Source organism: Bradyrhizobium sp. P3_C3 (assembly GCF_056402655.1).
Map to the genome: position 1 here is coordinate 1 of NZ_JBFUGY010000024.1, position 24,247 is coordinate 24,247.

Genomic DNA, 24,247 nt, shown 5'->3' on the forward strand with positions numbered 1-24,247 from the left:
CCCGATCTATAGCGGACTGGACGGCGGAATGAACGAGGCGTTTCTTGCAAAGTATCTGGTCAGAGTGACGCTTGCGAAAGTGATGCCGTATGCATCTTATCTGCCGCAACTGCCGCCAATCCCCTGGGTCACCAACGATGGTTCGTTGACGAGTAGATGGTTTGGCACCTCGTTCTCGAAACCGATTGCATGTGATCTGGCTCGTTCCAGCTTCCTGTCGACCGTCGTGGTAGGAGACGACGGGTGCTAGAGCGCCCGGTCTACTTCAGGCTTGCATCCAGAGTCAGCTGCCGGGTCACTGCCAGCCTCGCCAATGCTTTCTCAAGGTCTGAATACGCCCGGAAGCGGAGTGCGATGAAGCGCTGCGCGAGTCGGCTCGGGCTAGGTGTGGACCCATGCGTTTCAGCTAAGAGCGAGTTATTCGATCAACTCGTCGGCGCGGGTGAGCAATTTCGGTGGGACGCCTTCGCGCAAATTAAGATTACGAAGTGCACTCGCGCGTTAACTGCTTTCCATCCCGCTGCCACTGCGAGGTTAAGGCGGCCACTCGGCGAACGCTCGGGTGCAGGTCTGCTATGGGTCATTCGCGTCATTTTTGGCCTGTTTGCCGGATGTCTGCTTCTCCCCTGACAGCAGCGGAATAGCACACATCCACCAACCGCTGCTTCGGGCCAATAGGCGACATCGCCGATCAGCCTTTTGCATTCAATGACCTCGTCGTTTCCATCAACACCTGACGGGCAGGTGAGCTTAACCATCCAGAATCGGTCAAGTGTATTGCCCCTTCGGTGCAAACTGTCTTCTGGCGAGAGATGGGCGTCAACGGTAACATTGCGCACACTGTTGGAGCGGGGAGAGACGAATGATCTCTGCTTGTTGGCTTGCCGTTTGGATCGCGTGCTTCGGCTTGGGAATGGCCGTGGTCTTCCGGACGGGGCTTGGTATTGAACGTTGGTCTCCCGCTCTCGGCTTGGCCTATCTCGTAATCATTGGCCCTTCAGTTCCAATCGTAGCTTGGTTGGCCGCGGATCAGATCGTAACTGTAGAGCAGGCCAGTTGCGCGGAGTTGGACCCAGCAGCGGATCGGCTGAACGGCATGTCGCCATCCGAATTCCGCGTGCGCTGTATCGCGACCCAAGACAATTCGGGTTGGCTTGCTCGTCGCAGAACATGAAAGCTCTGGAGACAAATCATGCCGGAAGCGCTTGAAGTCGAGATATCTGCCTTCTTCAACAAATACATGGAGACATTCACCACCTGGGATGGTGATCAAATCGCCAAACTCTACTGCGCTCCCTGCATCACCATGCGGGGTGACGGGTCGATACATTGTTTTCAGTCACGTGACGAGATTGCGCGGTTTTTCCAAGGAGTGGCCGACACCTACCGACGCGAAGGGACCGAAAGTGGAACTCTGCACGATGTAGTGGCTGTTCCTATAGGCGAACGCAGTGCTCTCGGAACTGTAACGTGGAAAAACCTCCGACCGGATGGAAGCGTCACAAGGCAATGGCGGCAGTCGTACAACCTTGTTCGCTCCCCCGACGGCTGGCGCATCATTGCTACGACATTTCACCTAAGCGGGGTACCGAGCTAGTGATTTCCGCTTTGGGTCAAAAGCTGCGGTCAGCCCAACCATCGTGTGACGCCCGCTTTCCCGTAGACAGCCGACATCGCGACGCCTCTTGCGCTGGTCGGCTGGCGTGATTCTGCTCAACCAAAAGCGGTCATGTGTCGATCTCGGTTCTGAAGATGAATGGAGCTCGATGAGATGTTTCGCATTTTATGGCACAGGTAACCCTTGCGCGCCGGTTTCGCCGAGCGCACTCTTGCAGAGCGCTTTCACAAGAACTACGGAGGGTGCGATCATGCCACGGGTCAAGCAAGCTTCGAAGCAGAAGCGCACAGCCAAAGCCGCCACCGTGAAGGTGCTAGGTGCGGCCGGACTGGGTCTTTCGCTGGCGAGTAGCGCATCCGCATCCACGATGCCCGCTACCGGTATCCCGCAATCCAACACCTCGCCAAATCAGCGCTTCTTTCTTGGCGAAGAGGAAATGGCCGACGTCAGTCTGGCCACGTTCCATCTTTTCGATAGAGAAAACTTTGGCGGCGGCGTGCAGCTAGCGCGGGGGTGCGGTGGTTGCGGGTGCGGCCATGGTGGCGGGGGGTGCGGCGGCGGCCGAGGTTGCGGCGGCGGCGGGTTTGTTGGCGGCCGAGGTTGCGGTGGTGGTGGGTTTGTTGGCATCCGAGGTTGCGGTGGTGGCGGGCTCGTTGGCATTCGAGGTTGCGGTGGTAGCGGGTTCGTTGGCATCCGAGGTTGCGGTGGCTTCCGTGGTTGCCGTGGCTTCCGTGGTTGCGGTTGCGGCGGCTGCGGGTTCAGCATCGGATTCTATGACGACATCGGGTTCGATGACTGGGGGTATGGTGGCTGGGGGTTCGGTGGTTGCGCGGGTTGCTGCGGATCCTGGGGAGCGTGCCGCTTGTGCTAAGTCCCACCAAGGACTCTGCTAAGCTGCGATCAGCCTCTCGCTGGTTACGAGTTTAAGGTCGACTTCGGGTCAAAATGCGAAGAACTCAGAGCGAGCAAATCCAGTCCGCACCGCCTCGCTAAGCGGACCTCCTTGAGCGGTGTCGTCACTTCGCTGATGGGCCAACATCGGACTTCCCAAGAATACATGACGCAAAGTGATTGTCAGGCGAAGCCGGGGCATCTCCGTTCCTTGGGCCAGAGATGCTACCTGCTGCTGACAGTATGCTGTCAGTAGCACAGCGATACAGTCCTCCCGAACTTATAGGGGGAGATAAAGCTGTGAAGTTGTCTTCAACACGCCTGATCTCCGCTGATATCAAGGCTCTCGTCAACCTCTACGAGGTTTGGGCCAGCGTTGGCGCGACCCTTCATCTCTGGCGGCAGCGTTATCGCGATCGCCGGGAGCTCGCGCGCTGGACCGAGCCCGACCTGCACGATATCGGCGTCTCCCGGAGCGACATCGCGCACGAACTCGAAAAGCCGTCTTGGCGGGCCTAGCGACGGCAGCCGCGCCGGCACCGGGTTAAGGGGATTCGAGGTTTAGCCGCCCCCATAAGGTGCTGCCTGCACGTTCCCGAACCTGTTGAAGTTGTTCTCCGGATTATACCCGGAGTCGCGCAGGTTCTTGATGTACATCTCGCGGTCGTTGGAATTACCTGGGCCCACAGCATATGGGCTCAGCCCCCTCGACCCCTCGCTCGGCGACGGCGCAGGCGACGCGCGGCCATGATGGGTCCTCTGTGCGGCCAAAGCGCCAGAAGTAGAAATTGCGAGAATAGCAACGATGACAAGAATGCTTTTGGCCATAGATCAGCTCTTCGATAATCCACGGGACTGGCATGACCGGCACTCATCGGCCATGGTCGAGGGATGATTGCCATACCGTACCAGGGGCCGCCCTGGCACCCGTACCCGCGCCCTTCCGCCCAAGCAGGCGGCGCAAGCGCGGCAATCGCCAGTAGTCTGGTCTTTTCGTGGCTGGCGATTTCTGATCACTATACGATGGGGACGACCGCTCTGTCTGGCAACACGAGGTCCTTCAAACTAGCGCGAGGACCGGTCGAGCCTAAGCCCAATGCCTGCGCGGCGAACGGGTGGTCCGGTCTGGGTCAAAAGGCGACCTTCGGGCGCGGCTGATTTAGGTCCGTTCAACCCTCAACAGCGGACATCGGAACACTGCCGCCGCAGGTCCGAAAAGTGCCATAAGCTGCCATTGAAGACGAAGGCACATTTTTTTCTCGATCCTGACCGGCATTCTTCCCGATGTCCTAAAGTCTATCTTGGTTGAAAAGACACGAGAGGCAGCGAAATGCTACCGGCACCAATCACTTGTTGCTTCTACCGTTGTCGCGGACTCTGCCTTCAGACTTGGATCGTCGCGACTTTCGCAATCGTGATGGCCTCCGCTCCACTGCAAGCCTCAACAGCACCAAAAACGTCAGCGTGCGGATACCTCGCTGGTCTAATTGATAAGGCACCGCCATCAGGGCCGTTGTTCCTGCCCAGCTATCCGACCGTCGAATCGGGGCCTCTGCATGGCGCCGCCTACCTCTATGACAATGCGGTAGCCGCCATCGCGTTGGTCGGTTGCGGTGAGCAAGACAAAGCGTATCGGATTGGCTCGGCGCTTCTCTGGGCCATCGACAACGACCGCACCTGGCATGATGGACGGCTCCGGAACGCTTACGCCGCGGGCGTGGTGGGGAATGGCCCCGTCAAACTTCCGGGGTGGTGGGACAATACTCAGAACAAATGGTTAGAGGATCGATATCAGGTGGGCAGCGATGTTGGTAACATGGCATGGGCCATGTTGGCGTTGCTGTCGCTTGATGATGTGAACGCCGGCTCTCGGTTCCGCGATGGTGCAGCACGGCTTGGCGCCTGGGTCGCGCAATGGGCCGATACGCGCGGTACTGGCGGTTTCACGGGTGGTACGTTTGGGCACGAACCGACGCCGGAAGTGCGGACGTGGAAATCGACTGAACATAATACTGACCTCGCCGCTGCGTTTGGCCTTCTTGCGATCCGTACAGGGGATTCGCGCTGGCGCGATAAGGCAACGGTCGCTGAGTACTTCGTAAATACGATGTGGGATCCGGCATGCGCCTGTTTCGCCGCAGGTACCGCTGAAGACGGTGTCACGCACAATCCGATTTTGGCTCTCGATGCTCAGGTCTGGCCTTTAATAGCGCTCCACGGAGCGGTCGAGAAATTTGCATCGGCAATTACGACCGCCGAACAGCGAATGAGTGTCGATGAGGGCTTTTCTTACGGTGAAGACCGAGACGGTGTGTGGACCGAAGGAACGGGCCAAATGGCTCTCTTGATGAAATTGCTCGGCAGGACTGGGAGAGCAGACTCGTTGATCGCTGTAGTCGAATCCCAGAGGTCGCCGGATGGTGGGTTCTATGCCACAACTGCCCGCGAGTTGCCGACCGGGTTCGTGTTGGACACCGATCCGACCAAACCGCGGCTCTATTTCCGATTGTCACATCTTGGCGCAGCTTCGTGGGCTGCCCTCGCGGAACGTGGGTTCAATCCCTTTACGGTGACAAAAGGACTCCCGTAGTTGAGTCGCGGTGCTTCTCGTCCGTTTCGGTCTGTTTTGATTTCGATATGTCCGTTCCGGGTCACAAGCCGACATCTGAGCAAAGACTACAAAGCGTCCGCTTTGGGCCAATAACGGAAGTCGCGATTGGACAACAGGTCCGCGGCCATGGTCGGCAATAAGTATCGTACGTGAAGTGGTTCACAAATAGACGGTCCAGACCGCGATAGGCTAAGCGGGATCTTCGTGCGCCAGTGGTATCAGCAGATTCGAGATCGAACATCGACGTCCACCGCTCCGTCGCACGTATCGTATTTCGCAATGCTGGCTCTATGAACTGTCAGATTTGGTTCGATGGCATTCTGTGCGGCCGAGAGCCCAAGAATGACCAATCTCTTCACGCAATTCAGAAAGTTGATTGGAGAATAAGCCACACGATAAATCAGATGGAGGATCCGATGGTAAAGAGAGCGATTGCGCTCGGCGGAGGCGGTCCGGCAGCAGGATTGCACATCGGGGTTCTGGAAGCCCTTGCCAACGAAGATATAAGGTTTGACGTGTGGGCTTTGTCCTGCATCGGCGCTTGGGTTGGGATCGTCTACAATCAGTTTGATGGAGTTGAAAACAAAGCCAGGGCGGAAAAGACCTATCAATTCTTCAAGAATGGCGTGTTTCGAGACGACGAAGGCTATAAGCGCTTCCCCATAAACACCGTGTTTGGTCCGGATTGGGCAGGAAGCATGAGCAGGGCTCTGACCAGCTTCGTCATGGATCCCAAGAACTATCTGCATTTATGGGACCCATCGACCATGGTGCATGCCTTCAGGGATTCTATGTCGCTCTGGTTCCCTCAACAGAAGTTCACGATCCCGGACGACGGAGACATCAACAGATGGATCCTTAATCAGGTCCTGGCACCCAATCCCTTCGTTCGCTATCTCACGTCAATGATGTACTTGTCCCATGTCACTGGCCTCTCCAAGATCAACTATCCGAATAGCCAGTTCATGAAGAGCATAAAGTTCGAAGCGCTCAAAGAGCCTGGAAAGCCCGTCATATTTCACAACGCCTGGAATCTTGATGACCATAAGCTCGCGTTGTTTTCCAACCGACCAATGATCCAGCAAGCCGACAAGAAGGAGTACAAAGGGCCAATCAGCGCGTCCAGCCTATGTGCGTGCTCAGCTCTTCCCTTCATCGAAGAAACAGTTGAGATCGACGGAGTTACGTACTGCGAAGGAGCGCTGATCGACACGGTCAACTTCGAGAGCTTGCTCGAGGAGCACCGTGATCTGGACGAAATATGGGTGAGCAGGATCGTCGATTCAAAGCAGGTCCGCAAACCGAAAGACCTTCATGACGCCCTGGCGAATCTTTGCCAATTATTCGCAGCGACCGTTGGCGAAGATGACGTCAGGATCTTCAAATATCACGTGCAGTACGACGAACCCAAATGGGAAGGCATAATCGTCGAGATCCAGGTGCCGGGGCACATCAATTTCAAATGGAATCACAGCAACCTCTATAACGGGCGAGTGTTGGGAAGAGCCGCTGCGGAACAAGCAATCAAGAGGTATCACGCACATGCAAACCTCGACCCGCATGATGGGCCACACTTCATAAATGAGCATCCAGAGAAAAACGACAAGGAGGGATGGCAAACGGTGAAAGATACGTATCGTAAATGCCAAGAGCGAGCGGATGCCTAGTGCCAAAGGCAAGTAGCTCTGCGACCGCTGAAGACTCCAATATCTGTGATCCGGACAAAATTACTGCAGTCGATCGAGCAGTGCCTTCGCTTGCTTTAGATCCTGCGTTTCAAAACCCTCGGTAAACCCCGCGTAGACGGGAGCAAGCAGGTCGAGCGCTTCCTTGCGTCTGCCCTGATCGATCCACAAGGCGCCGAGGTCAGCTGCAACTCGAAGTTCAAGGGCCTTGGCGTGTTGGCTTCTTGCAGTTGTCAGTGCGCGCTCGAACAGTGATTGCGCCTCGGTGCCGGCTCCCGGTACATCATGGAAGAGCAGCACGCGCGCCTTCAGTCGATACAGTTCGGCCTCAAATATCCGCTCGCTATTGCGGCTGGTTGTGGCAAGGCCCTGTTCGATCAGCTCGAGCGTGGCTTCGCGCTGACGGCTCGACAATAGGGCCGGGCTCAGGAGCACGTATAGGGCCGTGATGCCGAGCTGATAGCCGGCGTTACGGTATTCATTCATCGCAGCCTGGATTTCCGCGAGCGCGGCGGACGAAGGATCGAGAAAGCTGGCACTTATTCCCCGGACGGCGCGCGCCAATCCTCTCCATTGCCGGAATCCGTGCTCCTCCGACAAGGCAAGACAGCGTTCCGCATAGCCGTGCGCAGTCAGGAACTCGCCCCGAAGAGCGTGGAGAATGGACGCATAGTAACATCCATAGGCCTGCGAATGCGGATGACCAATGGCGTCGGCACGACGAATGGCGGTATCCAGTCGTGCGAGTGCGGTATCGGGGCGGCCCAGCAGCCAGAGCCCCCATGACATCAGGGCAAGGTCGGCCACGCCCGCATCCTGGCCGGCGGCACGCGCCGCCAATCTGTCCTGCTCGTTGCTTGCCTCGAACGCTTCGAAGGCCCGTACGATCACTTCGTGGGCTCCTTCGAGATGTCCCATAAAAAGTCGAATCATGCCTTGTCCACGCATCGCGTTGAGCAACGTTGGTCGATCGCCGCGCGCCTCCGCGAGTTCGAGCAGCGCCGAGATCATTTCCTCGGCGACCGGCAACTCACCACGAATGACGCTCGCGGTGGTCAACCAGAACATGATCTGTAGTTGCTCGGGGGGATCTACGAGGCGCTGGCACAGCTCGCGCGCGCGGACAAAGATCGCCACCGCATGTGGCGACGCTGGCCCCTGGGTAGCGATCAGGCATGGTCCCAGCGCGAATTGAAAATCGAGCTCCCGTCTGTCCTTTCGAGCACCGTCGGGCAGATGGGCCAAGACCTCGATGCCCTTCCGCAGGTGTGCGATAGCTTCGAGGTTGGCGGAGCGCATGGCCGCCTTCCTTCCCGCCTGGAGCCAATATTCTCCTGCCTTTTCGAACAGTCCCGCCTCCGTTAGGTGGAGCGCGAGAGTCTCGGGTTGAGCCTCCACGATTTCCGGGAACTGTTGCTCGAACACGTCCGCGATGGTGGCGTGCAGCGTAGCGCGTCGGCTCTTCAGAAGTCCGGATTCGGCAGCGTCGCGTACGAGCGCATGCTTGAAAGTATAGACAGCCCGGGGTATCTCGCCCCGGCAGAATATCAGCTCCGCCCGGACAAGCTGGGCAAGCGCCTCCTCCAGCGTCTGCCTTGGCAACTCGGCAACGGCGCTCAGCAGTTCGTAGGAGAACTCGCGCCCCACGACGGCGCCGATCTGAGCCACGTATTTCACCGGAGCCAATCGGTCGAGCCTGGCCATCAGCGATGCGCTCAACGTCGTCGGAATCGCCATCGATGGTAGCGGACGGCTGAGCGTGTAATGGTCGTCCCGCTCCTGCAACAGCCCGGTTTCGAGCACGGCCTTCGTCAGTTCCTCGACGAACAAGGGTACGCCATCGGTACGGGCGAGGATTTGGTGCATGACCTCCTCGGGTAGCGTCTTGCCGGCGGTGACGCGCTCGACCAATGCCGCCCCGTTGCGCCGACTGAGCCGCGTGAGCGAGATCGTCGTCACATGGGCATGACCAGGCCAGGGCGGCGCGAACTCCGGTCTCGCCGTGATCAGCAGCAGCACGCGAAGCCGCGGCAGCTTTTCCAGTGTAACCGCGAGCAGTTCCAGCGACGTCGGATCCGCCCAATGGGCATCCTCGAATATGACGAACACCGGCTGACGCGCCGCCAATGCTTCGAGCTGGGCCAGGAACGCCGCCAGCGTCATGTCCTTGCGGGTCTGCGGAGTCATTTCGGGAAGGCGATAGCGGTCGCAGAGCGGAAGCGACAGAAGATTGGCCAGGGCCGGCACCACGCGGTCTGCATCGGCGCCAAACCGCAAGAGCAGAGCTTCAAGCTTGGCAAACTTCTCCGTCGGCGTCTCGCCTCGCTCGAACCGGGCGGCACGTTCGAGGTTGGCGATGAATGGATACAGCGCACTGTTGGCGTGGTGCGCCGAGCAGAAGTGCCGTACCGTAATGTGTGGTTCGGCCTGGAGCCGCTCTTGAAGCGCCAGCGCGATATGCGACTTACCGATACCCGGCTCTCCAGTTAGAACCACGACGCAGCCTTCGCCTGACGCGGCATGCCGCCAGCGCCGCAACAGCAGTTCGATCTCCTCGTCACGCCCGATTAGCGGTGTCAACCGCGTCTTGTGCTGCGCCTCGAAGCGGCTTTCTACTCCACTGATCCCGAGCACCTGCCAGGCAGGTATTGGTTCCGCCCATCCTTTGAGCGCGACAGAGCCGAGATCGCGGTACTCGAAATGTCCATCGGTGAGCTGGTGTGTGCTCTCGGAAATCAGCACCATACCGGGCTCGGCGAACTGCTGCAGGCGAGCGGCCAGGTTCGGTGTCTCACCAATGACCGCGTGCTCCTTGGCGGCGCCTTCGCCGGTCAGATCACCCACGACGACCATTCCGGTGGCGATGCCAACGCGGACCTGTAGCCTCGTACCGATATCTGTCTGGAGGTTGGCCACGGCATCGACCAGTGTCAGTCCCGCGCGTGTCGCCTGCTCGGCATCGTCCTCGTGCGCCTGGGGATAGCCGAAATAGGCAAGCACGCCATCCCCCATGTACCGCGCGATGACGCCCTCATTCCGGGCGATAACACCCGCGATGCAGTCGTGATAGGCACCGATGACCGAGCGCAAGTCCTCTGGATCCAGTCGGGCCGCAAGTGCCGACGAGTCCACCAGATCGCAAAACATGACCGTCAGTTGGCGCCGCTCGGCGCTGTCCCGCGGCGCTGGTTTGGCGGCCGTTCGGACTGATACGAGGACTTCACTCTTGAGTTCTGCAATTGCGCGCAGAATCTTGCGCCGGTGCCCAAGCAGGACGCCAAGGTCCTTGAGGTCCTGCTCCGTGAGATCGCTAACGACCGAGAAATCGATGGCGTTCTCGGCGAAACGCTGGGCGTACTCCCCCAAACCGATCGATGCGAGCCACTCTGCAGTACCTGTCATGGGATACCTATGGCCTATGCGATAAGAATAGCACATTGGAGTAGCCAGCGAAGGCGCATCTATCGCTGGAAGCGCAGATCGCCGGACCTCTCGCCCAATTGAAAGGGCTCCGGCGAAAACTGGATGCTGCCAAGCGATGTCGCAGTTGGGTCAAGAGCCGACATCAAGCAGACGGCCACGATAGGTCTGCCATGAGCCAATAGCGGTCGTCGGCGAGACCGGACGTAATATGCACTTTGTGCCAAAATGCGGATTCAAGATGGAGCGCAACTGATGTTCGATTTATCGCGCCGATTAGAGCATCATTGATTAGCCTTTGCTGTGGCCCAAGATGTGGGCGCGCAAGCGACGCCATTTCATCGGGTGATGGTATGCTCCACCGTTCCCAATAGTCGCGCGCGGGCTTTAGCTTGCCGATCCCCTAGTAACTGGGAATGTCCGAGTTGGCGATGGAAGCCATCGGCTATCCATGGGCAGCGATGATGGCATTGTGCCACTGTGTTGCCCGACGGATCAAGTTGATTTCGTAAAATCCGCAGTTGCTGGGTATCAAGCCATTGATATCGCTGTCGCCAGCTACTGTGCATGGGGTTGTTTTTCGATATTTTTGTTGTGCGGCTCGCCGAGCCTGATCCGAACCAGCGCTAGTGCCCGCCGAGATAGGCCGTGATCAGCCTGGGATCGTGGATGAGGTCCTTGGCCGGGCCCGACTGCACGACCTCGCCAGTCTCGAGCACATAGCCATAGTCAGCCGTCTCGAGCGCGGCGCGGGCGTTCTGCTCGACCAGCAGGATGGAGACGCCCAAGTCGCGTAGCGACGCGATGGTGCGAAAGATCTCGCGCACGATCAGCGGCGCGAGGCCGAGGCTCGGCTCGTCCAGCATGAGCAGTTTCGGCTTGGCCATCAGCGCGCGGCCGAGCGCGAGCATCTGGCGCTCGCCGCCGGAGAGCGTGCCTGCCGCCTGGCGCTGCCGTTCCTTCAGGCGGGGGAAGCGGTCATAGACCTCGTCCAGTGTCTTCTGGACGCCCGAGCGGTCGCGCAGGCTGTAGGAGCCGAGCAGGAGGTTGTCCGCGACCGACATGTCGGAGAACAGCTCACGCTTCTCCGGCACGAGGCACAGCCGGCGCTCGACGCGGTCTTCGACCGACATCCTGCCGATGTCGTGACCCTGGAAGACCATGCGCCCGCGTGAGGCCAGCAGGCCGATGGCCGCCATCAGCAGCGTGGTCTTGCCGGCACCGTTCGGGCCGATGACGGTGACGATCTGACCTTCCTCGACCGACAGCGACACGTTGCGGACCGCTTCGACATTGTCGTAGCAGACCGTCACATCCGTCATGGACAGCATCTCGCTCACGCGACGCCTCCGAGATAGGCTTCCTGGACCCGTTCGTCGCTGCGGATCGCGGCTGGCGCGCCTTCGCAGAGTTTTGAGCCGAAATCGAGCACCACGATGCGGTCGACCAGCGACATCACGAACTCCATGTCATGCTCGACGACCAGGATGGTCAGATGGTCTGCCCGCAGCGAGCGGAGCAGTTCCGCGAGCCGCAGCTTCTCCTGGCGGCGAAGGCCCGCGGCCGGCTCGTCCAGCACCAGCAGCGCAGGGTCGGCGGCGAGCGCACGCGCGATCTCAAGGATGCGCTGGTTGCCGAGCGGCAGATTGCCCGCGAGCTCGAATGGCTTGTCGCCGAGCCCAACGCGTTCGAGCTGCATCATGGCCTCGTGCCGGGCGCTGGCTTCCTCGCGCTGGTTGAGGCGGAAGGCGCCGGCGAACAGGCCGCTGCGCGTGCGGGCATAGGTGCCGAGCATCACGTTTTCCAGCAGGCTCATGCGCGGGCGCAGCTTCACATGCTGGAAGGTCCTGGCGACGCCGGCCTTGGCGATGCGGGACTGCGCGTCATGCGTGATCGGGCGTCCCGCAAAGACGATCTCACCCTTGTTGACCCGGAGCGCGCCGGTCAGGCAGTTGAACATCGTGCTCTTGCCGGCGCCGTTGGGGCCGATGACGGCAAGGATTTCGCCGGCGCGGACCTCGAAGCTGACATTGTTGACGGCGACGAGGCCGCCGAACCGGCGCTCGGCGCCATCCACTTTCAGAAGCAGCTCCCCGGGCGTCGGTTGCGCGCGACGGGGCAGGGGCGGCGCCGGTTGAGGTCGCTCGCGCCTGGCCTTGGGCAGATAGCGGGCGACGAAGGGAACGATGCCTTGCCGGGCCCATTGCAGGAACAGGATGAACAATGCGGAGAAGGCGACGATCTCGAGCTGGCCGGAGGCACCCTTGGCGATCAGCGGCAGATAATCCTGCACGCTGTTCTTGAGCAGCGTGACGACCGCGGCCCCCACGACGCCGCCGAGCAGGCTGCCGGCGCCGCCGACCATCGACATCATCAGATATTCGATGCCCATGCCGGCATCGAACGGACCCGGGCTGATGAAGCGGCTCATGTGTGCGTAGAGCCACCCGGAGAGCGAGGCGAGGAAGGCCGCGATCACGAAGGTCACGAGCTTGATGCGAAAAGCGTTGATGCCGAGGCTCTCGACCAGCGTGTTGCCGCCGCGGAGCACGCGCATGGCGCGGCCGAGCCGGGAGTCCAGCAGGTTGTAGCCGAGGAAAAGCACCGCGGCGACGATGCCCCAGATCAGGAAATAGATCTGGGCGCTCGTGACCAGCGCAATCGAACCGAAGCTGATCGGCGGAATCGACGAGATGCCGTTGAAGCGGCCGAGCCCCTCGACATTGCCGAACAGGAAGCCGATCGCAAGGCCCCAGGCGACGGTCGAGAGCGACAGGAAATGGCCCTGAAGTCGCAGGGTGACGACGCCGAGAAAGGTTGCGACGCCGCAGGTCAGCACCACGCCGAACACGAGGCCGAGCCACGGGGAGTACCCGTTCAACGCAGAGACCCACGCGGTTGCATAGGCGGCGACGCCCACGAACGCCGCCTGACCGAAGGACACGATGCCGCCGACGCCGGTGAGGAGTGCAAGACCAATGGCGACCAGCGAATAGATGCCGATATAGTTCATCAGCGTGATGCTGAACGGACTGAGCACGAAGGGCGCCACCGCGAGACACAGCACGGCGAGGACGGCGGCAAGCTGAATGTGGAGGCGCGTCATTCCTCGATCTCCTCCTCGGAATGCAGCGAGGCGAGGGATCGCCAGATCAGGATCGGGATCAGCAGCGAAAAGACGATGACGTCCTTGAGCGCGCTGCTCTCGAAGGAGGCGAAGCTTTCGAGGATGCCGACGCCGACGGCGCCGATCGCCGCACCGGGATAGCTGGTCATGCCACCGACGATGGCGCCGACAAAGGCCTTGAGGCCGATCAGGAAGCCGGAATCGTAGAACACGGTGTTCACCGGCGCGATCAGGATTCCGGATACGCCGGCCATCAGCGATCCCAGCAGATAGGCGATCGTGCCGGCGCGGGCGGGGCGTATTCCCATCAGCCGGGAGCCGGTCCGGTTCACGGCCGTGGCGCGCAGCGATTTTCCGACCAGCGTGAAGTCGAAGAAGAGATAGAGGAGGCCGCTGAAAACGAGGGCCGCGATCACGATCAGCATGGTCTGGCCCGAGATCAGCACGCCCGCGAACTCGGTCGAGAGCGAGGTCAGCGGCTCGGTTCGAACCCCTTCGGGCCCGAAGAACAACAGGCCAAGGCCGACCAGCGCGAAATGCAGCGCCACGGACACCGTCAGCAACAGCAGCACGGTGCCGTCAGCGATGGGACGGAAGACGATCCGATCCAGAAGCGGGGAGATCGGCGTGATCAGCATCAGCGCCAGCACGAGCCTGGCGGCAAGCGGCGGGTCCAGTCGCATGACAAGCCAGGCTGCACCGACCACGGCGAGCGGAAGCAGGAGATAGAAGGATACCGCGCGGGGCAGCAGCCGGAGTTCGCCGGAGCGCACCAGCGAGATGATCTCGATCAGGGTCGCAAGACAGGCCAGGATCACGACCAGCGCTCCCGTGCCCGGAAAGCGCTTCGCGTCGAGGGCGGCCAGCGTCAGCGCGGTGAAGGCCGCGATGTCGCCGAAGGGAATGAAGATGACTCGCGTCACCGTGAAGATCAGGACGGTCCCGATCGCCACCAGGGCATAGACGGCCCCGGTGGCGATCCCGTCGATCGCGAGAATGGCTGCAATGTCGCTCGTCATTGAGACGTCGTTGCTCCCTGTGATGCCGGGGCCATCGATACGGTTATGGCGCGTACTTCCAGGCGCCGCCGGTCAGGCGCACCACGACGAGCGAGCGCTCGTCGACGCCGGTGACCGCACCGGGCTTGAAATTGTAGACGGCATGCACGCCCGGCAGCTCCTTGGTGCTGAGGATCGCGTCCCGCAGCGCGGTGCGGAATTCCGCCGTTCCGGGCTTGGCGGTCTTGAGCGCGCGCTCGGCAGCGTTGGCGAAAATCAGCCAGGCGTCGAACGAATAGGCGGAGAAGCCGTCGGTGGTCGGGATGTTATGGGTCTTCTGGTAGACGCTGCGGAAATCCAGCGCGATCTTCTTGGCAAAGTGCTCGTCGGGAAGCTGCTCGGCGACGATCACGGGACCCGCGGAGACCTGAATGCCGTCGGCCGCCTTGCCGCCGACATTGACGAAGTCCGGATTGACGAGTGCGACCGTGCCGTAGGTGTTGCCCTTGAAGCCCCGCTCGGCGAGCGTGAGGAGGGGCAGCGCGCCTTGCGTGCCCGAGCCGCCGTCCAGCACGGCGTCAGGACGTGCGGCCATCACCTTGAGAATCTGCGCGGTGACCGAGGTGTCGGTGCGGGCGTAGCGCTCGTTGGTCTGTATCTTGATGTCGCCGGCGGCTTCGGCGGCCTTGGCACCGTTGTAGACGAGGTCGCCCCAGGCATCTGAGAAGCCGACATAGCCGATGTTCTTCATGCCGTCGCGCTTCATGCGGTCGGCGACGATCTTGACGAGGAGAGAGGCCGGCTGCGGCACCGACACCACCCACTGCTCCGGCGTATCCGGCAGCTTGCCGATCGGCGAGACCGCGATCATCGGCACTTTCAGCTCGCTCGCCACCGCCGCCATGGCGATGGTCGAGGGCGCCGTGGCCGTGCCGATCAGGAGGTCCACCTTCTCTTCTTCAACCAGCTTGCGCGCATTGCGGGTCGCGGCCGACGGGTCGGAGCCGTCGTCGAGCTGGATCAGGCGAATGGTCTCGCCGTTGATGGTCTTCTTGTATTCATAGGCGGCATTGATGCCGCGCCCATAGGGGATTCCGATCGACGAGCCGTTGCCGCTCAGCGAGGTAACGAAGCCGATGGTGATGTCGGCCTGCGCAGCCGGCGCTGCGAAGAGTCCGGCGACAAGTGCGAGTAGGCTCAGAGTCTTGCGCATACGCGTTCTCCTCCGTTGGTGCTGGATAGGAATGCCTCGAAGCTGCCGTGCGGGGAGTCCGAACGACGAACGAACCGATTGAAAGCATTGCTGCAGCGCCGAAATCCGGGCGCGGCCGAAGAGGGGTTGCTCGGCCGGATCTCAGCGGCCATGGCGCTGGTTGCCGCTCGAACGACAGGCCCACCGGCCGATGTGGGCGGGACTTTCCTGAAGCAACGAAAGGCCGTTGGCCCGGCCGCGATGCGCGGCCGGCGATGCTGTTGCTGCCGGCTGTTCGAGCACGGCGACTGTCCACACGATCGAGTCTCTCAAAATCGGTGCCCTGCAACATCCACCGGTCCCTGGCCGGCGAGGAATTACTTAAAGCCTAAAGTATTGTTGGTGGAGCCGTCAACACGTGTCACGGCTCTGTCAGAAAAAATGTTGTTGCATACAATTTCGCCAGAGTGCGGCGCCTCAATGCCGATCGAGCGTACGAAAAGGCCGGGCTTCCCTTGCGGTGGCGGTGGCCGTCGGCGACGCCGCCGAGCGCATTTGACGCGTGAATTAGTTTATGATTGAAATATATTTGTCGGCCGTCGACGACCGATCCTCCGATCACCGCCTGAGGAGAAGGACGATGCGCATCTTCTGGCAGAGCTTCGTTGATGCGAGCGTGAACGCGCCCTACATGGCGCGGCTGTCGGAATACCTCAACAACATCGCTGCATCGGGCACGACAGTTCACGTCGAGGGCATTTCGCCGCCCGACCGGGAGTTCGGACGGCTCGCGGAATTGCGCTGCGCCGTCCAGGCGATCGACAACGGCATTGCGGCCGAGGAGGGCGGGTTCGACGCCTTCGTGATGGGACATTTCCAGGATCCCGGACTCTACGAGTTGCGTTCGACGCTGGACATTCCCGTGATCGGGACCGGCGAGGCGACGTTGCTGGCGGCCTCTCAGCTCGGCCGGAGGCTCGGCCTTGTGACGCTCGATCCCGTCTTCGAGGTCTGGCACTACGAGCAGGCCGAGCGTTATGGCCTCGGCGATCGCGTGGTCCATGTGACCGGCCTTGGCTGCAAGCCGGCGGATTTCGCCGATGCCTTTGACGGAGATCAGGCCGCGCAAGCCCGCATGATCAAGGACTTTGTCGCCTGCGCACGCCCGCTGATCGAGCACGGCGCCGACGTCGTGATCCCCGCCGGTGTACTGCCGGGCCTTCTGATCGGAAGGGAGCATGGCCTGAAAGTCGGGCACGCGCCGGTGGTCAATTGCGCGGCGGTGGCGCTGAAAAGTGCCGAGATGTGGGTGCAGCTCCGGCAGCTCAATGGCACCGAGCCCAGCCGCGGGCCGAGCTTCAAGCGGGCCAGCGCCCAGGCGCGCGACGATTTCCGCGCACTGCTTGCTCGCAACAGCCGCTAGGACTGGAGAGTGAATGATGATGAATCCCGAAAAGATCCTGTACGAGACCGAGGTGACGGCGATCGGCGGCCGGGACGGCAAGGCCGCCAGCGCCGACGGCCTGTTGTCGGTATCGCTGTCCGTGCCGAAATCGCTGGGCGGTCCCGGGGGCGGAGGCACCAACCCCGAACAGCTCTTTGCGGCCGGCTACGCCGCGTGCTTTCTCGGTGCGGTCAAGCTCGTCGCGCGCACCCGGACGGTCGTCCCATCCGCTGAGCCGTCAGTGACCGCGAAGGTTGCGATGGGTCCGGTTCCCGTCGGATATGCGCTCGCCGTCGAACTGAAGGTCAATCTGCCCGGTGTCGAGAGGTCGGTGGCCGAGGAGGTCGTCGCAGGCGCGCACGAGCGCTGTCCCTATTCGAATGCAACCCGCGGCAATATTGCGGTGAAGCTCACGGTCATCTGAGACAATGAACGAGGCGGGCGGTTGGTGACCAATACCTTGCGCACACCATATGACGGCGTCGTGATTGCGGCGCCCGTCACGATTCCCTATGTGCGCTACTCCATCGAGAGTGCGCAGTGGTGGATCGGGCGGGCACTGAGTACGCTCGTTGCGCAGGCCGGCATCAAGGCTTCCGACATCGACGGTCTGTGCGTCTCCAGCTTTACCATGGGCACCGACAGCGGGATCGGGCTGACGCAGCATTTCGGGCTCTGCGTACGATGGCTGGATACGATTCCGCTCGGTGGCGCCAGCGCCATCGCAGGCTTGCGAAAAGCGGCGCGCGCGGTTCAGGCGCGCGACGCCGACATCGTGGCGTGCATCGCCGGCGATACCAACCATGTCGATTCGTTCCGGCTGACGCTGGAGAACTTCTCGCGCTTCAACCAGGATGCCGTCTATCCCTATGGCGCCGGTGGTGCCAATGCGAGCTTCGCGCTGATCGCCCGCAACTACATGCGGACCTTCGGCGTCACGCGTGAGGATGTCGGCAGGATCGCCGTCGCCCAGCGCGCCAATGCCCTGCGCAACCCGCATGCGCTGATGAAGACGCCCCTGACGATGGAGCAGTATCTGGCGGCACGGCCGATCTCCGATCCCATCCATCTCTTCGACTGCGTGATGCCATGCGCCGGCGCCGAGGCCTTCCTGGTGATGCGGGACGAGACCGCGGCTTCGCTCGGGCTGACAGCAGCACGGCTGCTTTCGACAATCGAGCGGCACAACGCCTTTGCTGATGATCCGATGCAGGTCCGCGGCGGCTGGGCAATGGACGTCGGCGAGCTCTATGCGATGGCCGGCGTGAAGCCCGACGATCTCGATATCGTGCAGACCTATGACGATTACCCCGTCATCACGATGATGCAGTTCGAGGATCTCGGCTTCTGCAACAAGGGGGAGGGGGCCGAGTTCGTGCGCCAGCACGATCTCACCATCGACGGCGACTTTCCGCACAACACGTCGGGCGGACAGCTCTCGGCCGGACAGGCCGGCGCCGCCGGCGCCTATCTCGGTCTCGTCGAGGGACTTCGACAGGTTCTGGGAACTGCAGGCCCCACGCAGGTCGGGAACGCGAGCCTCGCCTTGGCCTCGGGGTTCGGTATGATCAACTATGACCGTGGTCTCGCCTCGGGCGCCGCGATCTTTGCAGGGCCGTCGCGATGATAGAGCCGATCAAGCCGCCCCGGCGCAAGAACCCGCTGCTGCGGACGCGGCTGCCTGCTTCGCCGCCGCGACCGCGCAGCAGGACGTCGCATGGGTTTACGCGGGCAGCCGCCGAGGGCCGCTTCATGCTGCAACGCTGTGACGCCTGCGGTTCTTTTGCTTATCCGGCGCGGGAGGCCTGTCCGTCTTGCCTGTCGGCCGGACTTGCCTTCGTCGATGCGCCACGACGAGGTGTTCTTCTTGCCGAAACGACTGCGCGCGTGCCGAGCGATGTCTATTTCCGCGAGCGGGCGCCCTGGCGCATCGGCCTCGTGAAGATGGAATGCGGTCCGACGATTGTGACGCACCTCCATGCCGACTGCGTGGAGGGCGCACCGGTCCGCATGTCGTTTCAACTCGACAAGAGCGGCCAGGCGGTGGCCTTTGCCCATCCCGAGGGGGAGACTCCCAACATGGCAGACGACAAGCAATGGCGGGAAATGACGGCCGATCCGAAATTCCGGCGGGTGCTGGTCACCAACGGTCGGAGCGTGATCGGTCAGGAGGCCGTCGCCGCCTTGAAGGCCGCGGGCGCCAAGACGGTGTTCGTCGGCGTTGCCGAACCGTGGCGGCCGTTCGCCGGCGAGCAGCTGCTGCGCGGCCAGGACGGAATCGAGATCGTGACCCTTGACGCCGCCGACGAGAAATCTGCGGCCGATCTCGCGGCCGACATCGGCGGCAAGGTCGATATCCTCGTCAACACGACGGAGTATGTGCGGCCGGGCGGCCTGCTCGACCGCAGGGGCACGAGCATCGCGCGCGACGAGATCGACCAGGCCTATCTCGGCTTCATCAACCTCGCACAGGCCTTCGGTCCCGCCATGCGAATGCGGGGTGCCGATGGCACCAACAACAGCGCCGCGTGGGTCAACATTCTCTCGGTCCATGCGCTGGCGAACTGGCCTGCCTTTGGCGCCTACTCGGCCTCGCAAGCGGCGTGCCTGTCGCTCTCGCACTGCCTTCGCGCCGAGCTCAGGCCCGGCGGCGTCAGGGTGATGAATCTGTTCACCGGGCCCGTCGACACCGAGTGGTTCCAGACCGTACCGCCGCCGAAGGTTGCGCCGCGCGCAATCGCGCAGGCGATCGTGTCGGGGCTGAGAGGCGGGCTCGAGGAGATGTATGTCGGAGATGTCGCCGAGGAGATCCGGCAACGTCTCGCGGCCAATCCGAAAGCGCTCGAGCGCGAGCTCGACAGGTGACATCGGGATTTCAACCAAGCCGGAGGACGTGACGATGCAGAGCAACAATCTCCTGGAGCTGGCGGGTGCGGTTTCTTCCGGCGCGGTGCGCGTCGTCGATCTCACATTTACGCTCAGTCCGGATTTTCCGGTCATCGTGCTGCCGCCGGAGTTCGGCCAGGCCGCGCCGGTCCGCATCCAGGAAATCTCGCGTTATGACGGTCGCGGTCCGGCGTGGTACTGGAACAACGTCACGTTTGGCGAACACACCGGCACGCATTTCGACGCGCCGATCCACTGGTTCACGGGCAAGAACCTGCCGAACAATGCCGTCGACACGATGCCGACCAAGGACATGATCGCGCCGGCCTGCGTGATCGACTGCTCCGCGCAGGCGGCGCAGGATCCCGATTTCCTGCTGACGGTCCCGCTCGTCGAGGCCTGGGAAGCAAAGCACGGCCGGATCCCCGAGCGGAACTGGGTGCTGCTCAGGACCGACTGGTCGAAGAAGGGCTGGCGCGACTACTCCAATCTCAGGGATGACGGCGCACATACGCCCGGCCCCAACGCGGCCGTCATGAAGTGGCTGGTGGAGGAGCGCGGCGTCATCGGGTTCGGCACCGAGACCATCGGTACGGATGCGGGCCAGGCCGGTCATTTCGAGCCGCCTTATCCAGCGCATCATTTCCTGCACGGCGCCGGACGCTACGGCCTGCAATGCTTGTGCAACCTGGATCAGCTTCCACCCACCGGGGCGGTCATCGTGGCCTCGCCGCTGAAGATCCAGAACGGCTCCGGCAGTCCGCTTCGCGTCATCGCGCTGGTTGCGTCAACCTGAATCCAATCCATGGCGCTTGCCAATCGGAACAAGACATCCTCACGAAAGACAGGTGCCATGAACTTGATCAAGAGCCTGCTGGCTTCCACCGCATTGCTTCTCGCCGTCCCGCAACTTGCGCAGGCCGAGATCCTCGTCGGCTTCGTCACCGGTCTCAGCGGGCCGGTATCCTCGATCGGCATCCCGAATGCGAAGGGCATCGCGGCGGGAGAGGCCTATGTCAGTGAGATCGGCGGCGAGAAGGTCCGCGTCATCCAACTCGACGACGCTTCGGATGCCACCGCCTCGGCGCGCAACGCGCGTAAGCTCGTCGAGCAGGAGAAGGTCGATATCCTGATCGGAACGTCGGGCGCGCCGCAGACCCTGGCGATGGCGACCGCCGCGATCGAGATGAAAGTGCCGATGATCGCGGTGTCACCGATCGCGCCGGTGCCGCCGGGCGACGGCGGCCCCTGGGTCGTCCAGACGCCGCAGCCGACGCCGCTTCTGGTGCAAGGCATCGTCGACCACATGAAGGCGAAGGGCCTGAAGACCGTCGCGTTCATCGGCTTCTCCGATGCGTTCGGCGACCTCATGTACAACTCGCTCGAGCAGAGTGTGAAGACGACCGACATCAAGATCATTGCCAACGAACGCTACGCCAGATCGGACTCCTCGGTCACGGCTCAGGTGCTGCGCGCACTCGCCGCACGTCCCGACGCCATCATGCTCGGCGGCACCGGAACGCCCGGCGCGCTGCCGGTCATCGCCTTGTCCGAGCGCGGATATAAAGGGCCGCTATACGGCAATCATGGGCTGATCAGCGCCGATTTCCTGCGTCTCGCCGGCAAGGCCGCCAACGGCATCATCTGCCCGACTGGACCCGTGACCGCGGCGGAGCAGCTTCCGTCCAGCAATCCGATCCAGAAGGTGGCCCTGGATTTCCGCGCTGCCTTCGAGAAGGCGAACGGCGAGGCGCCGACGGATTCATTCTCGTCCTATTCCTTCGACGGCTGGCTCGTCTTCGCCGATGCCGCCAAGCGCGCGATGGCAACCGGTGCCAAGCCCGGTTCGCCGGAATTCCGCACCGCGCTTCGTCAGGCGCTGTTCACGACCAAGGAGGTCGTCGGGACGCAGGGCGTCTACACCTACACGCCGGCGGATCGGCATGGCGTCGACGATCGCTCGCGCGTCATGGTCCAGATCGAGAACGGCAAGTACAAGCTGTTGCCCTGAGACGGGAGCATGATCGTGACGGAGAACGCGCCGGTGAACGTCAGCGACGCGGTCGGCCGGGAGAACGTGACGTCGGCCTGGGCGTGTGCAGTGACGTCGTTTCCGCCGTCGGACCGCATCCTCTCAACGATCCTCACGCGGCAGGCCGAGCGCTACGGCGAGCGCGTGCTGCTTGTCGCTGGTGAGACGCGTTGGAGCTTTGCTCAGACCGCGGCGATCGCGGCCGCGTCGGCCCAGGCGCTCGTCGACGCCGGGATCAAGCCGGGCGATCGGGTTGCGCTGATGTGTTCGAACCGTCCGGAGTTCCTGCAGGTCTATCTCGGCTGCGCATGGCTTGGCGCCATCGCAGTCCCGATCAATACCGCGCTGCGCGGCTTCCAGCTCTCCCACATCTTCCGCAATTCGCGTCCCGCGCTCCTCGTCGTCGAGGCTCAGTTCGTCGACGCGATCGAGAGTGTCGAGGCGGGTGTCGACCTGCCACCTCGCACCTGGATCGTCGGCGCTGCCGCCGGTGCAGTCGATGCCCGGCTTTCCGCGGTACCGTTGCCGGCGCTCGGAGCCGCGACCCCGGCGGGTGCCGTGCGTCCCGGCGATACCGTCGCGATCCTCTACACGTCGGGAACGACGGGGCCAGCGAAGGGTGTGTGCTGTCCCCAGGCGCAGCTGTTCTGGTGGGGCATTTATTCGGCGCGGGCGCTTGGCATCCGCGAGGGCGATGTGCTGTTCACGACACTGCCGCTGTTTCACACCAACGCGCTCAATGCGTTCTATCAGGCGCTCCTGAACGGCTGCACCTACGTCCTGGAGCCGAAATTCTCCGCGTCCGGCTTCTGGGCCGCAGCGCAACGGCACAAGGCGACGGTCGGCTATCTGCTCGGCGCGATGGCGTCGATGCTGCTGGCGCAGCCGAAGAATGCCGACGACTCGACGCATTGTCTTCGCGTTGCGCTTGGAGGCGGCGTGCCGCCGCAAATCCACGGTCCGTTCCTTCAGCGGTTTGGCGTGCCGCTGGTCGACGGCTACGGGTCGACCGAGACGAACTTCGTGTTCGCGGGTACGATCCCGTCCGATCGTCCGGGAACGATGGGCTATCTGGCCGACGGAATCGAGGCGCGGATCGTCGATGAAAACGATTCAGCGCTTCCTGACGGACAGGCCGGCGAGCTCGTGCTTCGCGCCGGAGAACCCTTTGCTTTCGCCACCGGCTATTTCGGCATGCCGGAGAAGACGGTCGAGGCCTGGCGAAATCTGTGGTTTCACTCGGGCGATCGGGTCGTTCGAGATGCTGACGGACATTATCGCTTCATCGACCGCATGAAGGATTCGATCCGCAGGCGCGGCGAGAACGTATCCTCATGGGAGGTCGAGCAGACCATCCAGTCCCATCCCGCGGTCGCCGCCTGTGCGATCTACCCGCTGCCGTCGGAGCTGGGCGAGGACGAGGTTGCGGCTGCGATCCTGCTCGAACCGGGCCAATCGCTGGAGCCCGTCGACATCGTCAGGCATTGCGAAGGGCAGATCGCCTATTTCGCCATCCCGCGCTATGTGCGCATTCTGAGCCAGATGCCGTTGACTGAGAACGGCAAGATCAAGAAGGGCGTGCTGCGCGAGGCGGGCATCACCACGGATACCTGGGATCGCGAGGCGGCCGGATTGAAGGTGCGGCGCTGACTGTCGGTCCGCTCATGGTTTTTGCAGGGCGTCCCTGACGGCACCCTTGAGGTCGTCGAGCTCGCCGATCAATCCGTCGAACCGGTCCGCCGGGAAATCCGCCAGCAGCTCGGCAAGCCACGCGCCGTGGCTCTTGGCCATTCGCCTGAAGGTCTTGCGGCCTTCGACCGTCATGCAGACAATCTGCACGCGGCGGTCGAGGTTCGAGGGCGTGCGCGTGATGTATCCGTCCTCGACCAGGCGGTCCACGATCGGCGTGAGGTTCCCGGCCGAGACCATCAGGCGCTTGGGCAATTCTCCCAGCACAAGCCCGCTCGGTTCGCGGTCGAGCTGGGCCAGAACATCGAAGCGGGGCATCGTGAAATCGAACTCTTCGCGAAACCGGCGCCGCAACTCGCCTTCGATCAGGGTCGTGCAGGCGAGCAGCCGGAGCCAGACCCGCGTTTGAGCCCTGTACTCGGCGTCCTGATCCGCCCCATTCTTTGAAACAGGCGTGGACTCCTTCGCGAGTGCCAATCGAATCTCCCGGGCTTGGTGGCCTGACGAAAGCCGGCGCAGCTGTCGTGGTCATTGGCAAGATAGTTCGTGCCAAAAGTAAATTCAAGGCTGCGCCCGAGCGGCTCGGAATCGGCGCTGCCGTGTGTCCAATTTACACTGAATCTCCAGATCGACGCCGCGGAGACCAGCCCGTGG

General features: G+C 62.2%; 17 protein-coding genes and 1 pseudogene. 12 read left to right on the plus strand and 6 right to left on the minus strand.

Annotated features, from left to right (window positions below):
* The 5 genes and pseudogenes from AC1DW2_RS25125 to AC1DW2_RS25145 form a co-directional block, all read left to right on the plus strand.
* Positions 1-250 (plus strand): annotated as a pseudogene (locus AC1DW2_RS25125) (L,D-transpeptidase family protein); the annotation flags it as partial.
* Positions 251-1,192: 942 nt separating this feature from the next.
* Positions 1,193-1,597, plus strand: coding sequence for a nuclear transport factor 2 family protein (locus AC1DW2_RS25130; RefSeq protein WP_477007362.1), 405 nt, complete (start codon positions 1,193-1,195; stop codon positions 1,595-1,597).
* Positions 1,598-2,809: 1,212 nt separating this feature from the next.
* Positions 2,810-3,028, plus strand: coding sequence for a DUF1127 domain-containing protein (locus AC1DW2_RS25135; RefSeq protein ID WP_477007363.1), 219 nt, complete (start codon positions 2,810-2,812; stop codon positions 3,026-3,028).
* A 994-nt stretch (positions 3,029-4,022) separates the two neighbouring features.
* Positions 4,023-5,099, plus strand: coding sequence for a hypothetical protein (locus AC1DW2_RS25140; protein ID WP_071915261.1), 1,077 nt, complete (start codon positions 4,023-4,025; stop codon positions 5,097-5,099).
* A gap of 425 nt (positions 5,100-5,524) precedes the next feature.
* Complete coding sequence (locus AC1DW2_RS25145) at positions 5,525-6,787, plus strand: patatin-like phospholipase family protein (protein ID WP_477007364.1); 1,263 nt, start codon at positions 5,525-5,527, stop codon at positions 6,785-6,787.
* Between the two features lie 60 nt (positions 6,788-6,847).
* Here AC1DW2_RS25145 and AC1DW2_RS25150 read toward each other — a convergent pair whose 3' ends face one another.
* The 5 genes from AC1DW2_RS25150 to AC1DW2_RS25170 form a co-directional block, all read right to left on the minus strand.
* The gene (locus tag AC1DW2_RS25150; RefSeq protein WP_477007365.1) at positions 6,848-10,207 is read right to left on the minus strand and encodes an AAA family ATPase; all 3,360 of its coding nucleotides are present in this window, start codon (positions 10,205-10,207) and stop codon (positions 6,848-6,850) included.
* Positions 10,208-10,851: 644 nt separating this feature from the next.
* Entirely contained in the window at positions 10,852-11,565 is a 714-nt protein-coding gene (locus AC1DW2_RS25155; protein ID WP_477007366.1) for an ABC transporter ATP-binding protein, read from the minus strand.
* Positions 11,562-13,331, minus strand: a complete 1,770-nt coding sequence (locus tag AC1DW2_RS25160; RefSeq protein ID WP_477007367.1) for a branched-chain amino acid ABC transporter ATP-binding protein/permease — start codon at positions 13,329-13,331, stop codon at positions 11,562-11,564. Before AC1DW2_RS25160 ends, AC1DW2_RS25155 begins: the two co-directional genes overlap by 4 nt.
* On the minus strand, positions 13,328-14,371 hold the full coding sequence (locus tag AC1DW2_RS25165; RefSeq protein WP_477007368.1) for a branched-chain amino acid ABC transporter permease: 1,044 nt from the start codon (positions 14,369-14,371) through the stop codon (positions 13,328-13,330). Before AC1DW2_RS25165 ends, AC1DW2_RS25160 begins: the two co-directional genes overlap by 4 nt.
* A 43-nt stretch (positions 14,372-14,414) precedes the next feature.
* The gene (locus AC1DW2_RS25170; RefSeq protein ID WP_038943768.1) at positions 14,415-15,563 is read right to left on the minus strand and encodes an ABC transporter substrate-binding protein; all 1,149 of its coding nucleotides are present in this window, start codon (positions 15,561-15,563) and stop codon (positions 14,415-14,417) included.
* A gap of 619 nt (positions 15,564-16,182) precedes the next feature.
* Here AC1DW2_RS25170 and AC1DW2_RS25175 point away from each other — a divergent pair.
* From AC1DW2_RS25175 to AC1DW2_RS25205, 7 genes are read left to right on the plus strand one after another with little or no spacing between them, the layout of a single operon-like run.
* On the plus strand, positions 16,183-16,965 hold the full coding sequence (locus AC1DW2_RS25175; RefSeq protein ID WP_063984212.1) for an aspartate/glutamate racemase family protein: 783 nt from the start codon (positions 16,183-16,185) through the stop codon (positions 16,963-16,965).
* Between the two features lie 16 nt (positions 16,966-16,981).
* The gene (locus AC1DW2_RS25180) at positions 16,982-17,410 is read left to right on the plus strand and encodes an organic hydroperoxide resistance protein (RefSeq protein ID WP_477007431.1); all 429 of its coding nucleotides are present in this window, start codon (positions 16,982-16,984) and stop codon (positions 17,408-17,410) included.
* 24 nt (positions 17,411-17,434) lie between these two features.
* The gene (locus AC1DW2_RS25185; protein ID WP_166352002.1) at positions 17,435-18,613 is read left to right on the plus strand and encodes a thiolase family protein; all 1,179 of its coding nucleotides are present in this window, start codon (positions 17,435-17,437) and stop codon (positions 18,611-18,613) included.
* Positions 18,610-19,851, plus strand: a complete 1,242-nt coding sequence (locus tag AC1DW2_RS25190) for an SDR family NAD(P)-dependent oxidoreductase (protein WP_477007369.1) — start codon at positions 18,610-18,612, stop codon at positions 19,849-19,851. The genes AC1DW2_RS25185 and AC1DW2_RS25190 overlap by 4 nt, the downstream gene beginning before the upstream one ends.
* Positions 19,852-19,885: 34 nt before the next feature.
* Positions 19,886-20,668, plus strand: coding sequence for a cyclase family protein (locus AC1DW2_RS25195; RefSeq protein WP_085404198.1), 783 nt, complete (start codon positions 19,886-19,888; stop codon positions 20,666-20,668).
* 57 nt (positions 20,669-20,725) lie between these two features.
* Entirely contained in the window at positions 20,726-21,883 is a 1,158-nt protein-coding gene (locus AC1DW2_RS25200; RefSeq protein ID WP_477007370.1) for an ABC transporter substrate-binding protein, read from the plus strand.
* A 9-nt stretch (positions 21,884-21,892) separates the two neighbouring features.
* Entirely contained in the window at positions 21,893-23,554 is a 1,662-nt protein-coding gene (locus tag AC1DW2_RS25205) for an ATP-dependent acyl-CoA ligase (protein WP_477007371.1), read from the plus strand.
* Between the two features lie 12 nt (positions 23,555-23,566).
* On the opposite strand, the gene AC1DW2_RS25210 is transcribed toward AC1DW2_RS25205, so the two are convergent.
* A complete protein-coding gene (locus tag AC1DW2_RS25210; RefSeq protein WP_028149405.1) occupies positions 23,567-24,070 on the minus strand; it encodes a MarR family winged helix-turn-helix transcriptional regulator in 504 nt (167 codons plus the stop codon).
* Positions 24,071-24,247 lie beyond the last annotated feature (177 nt).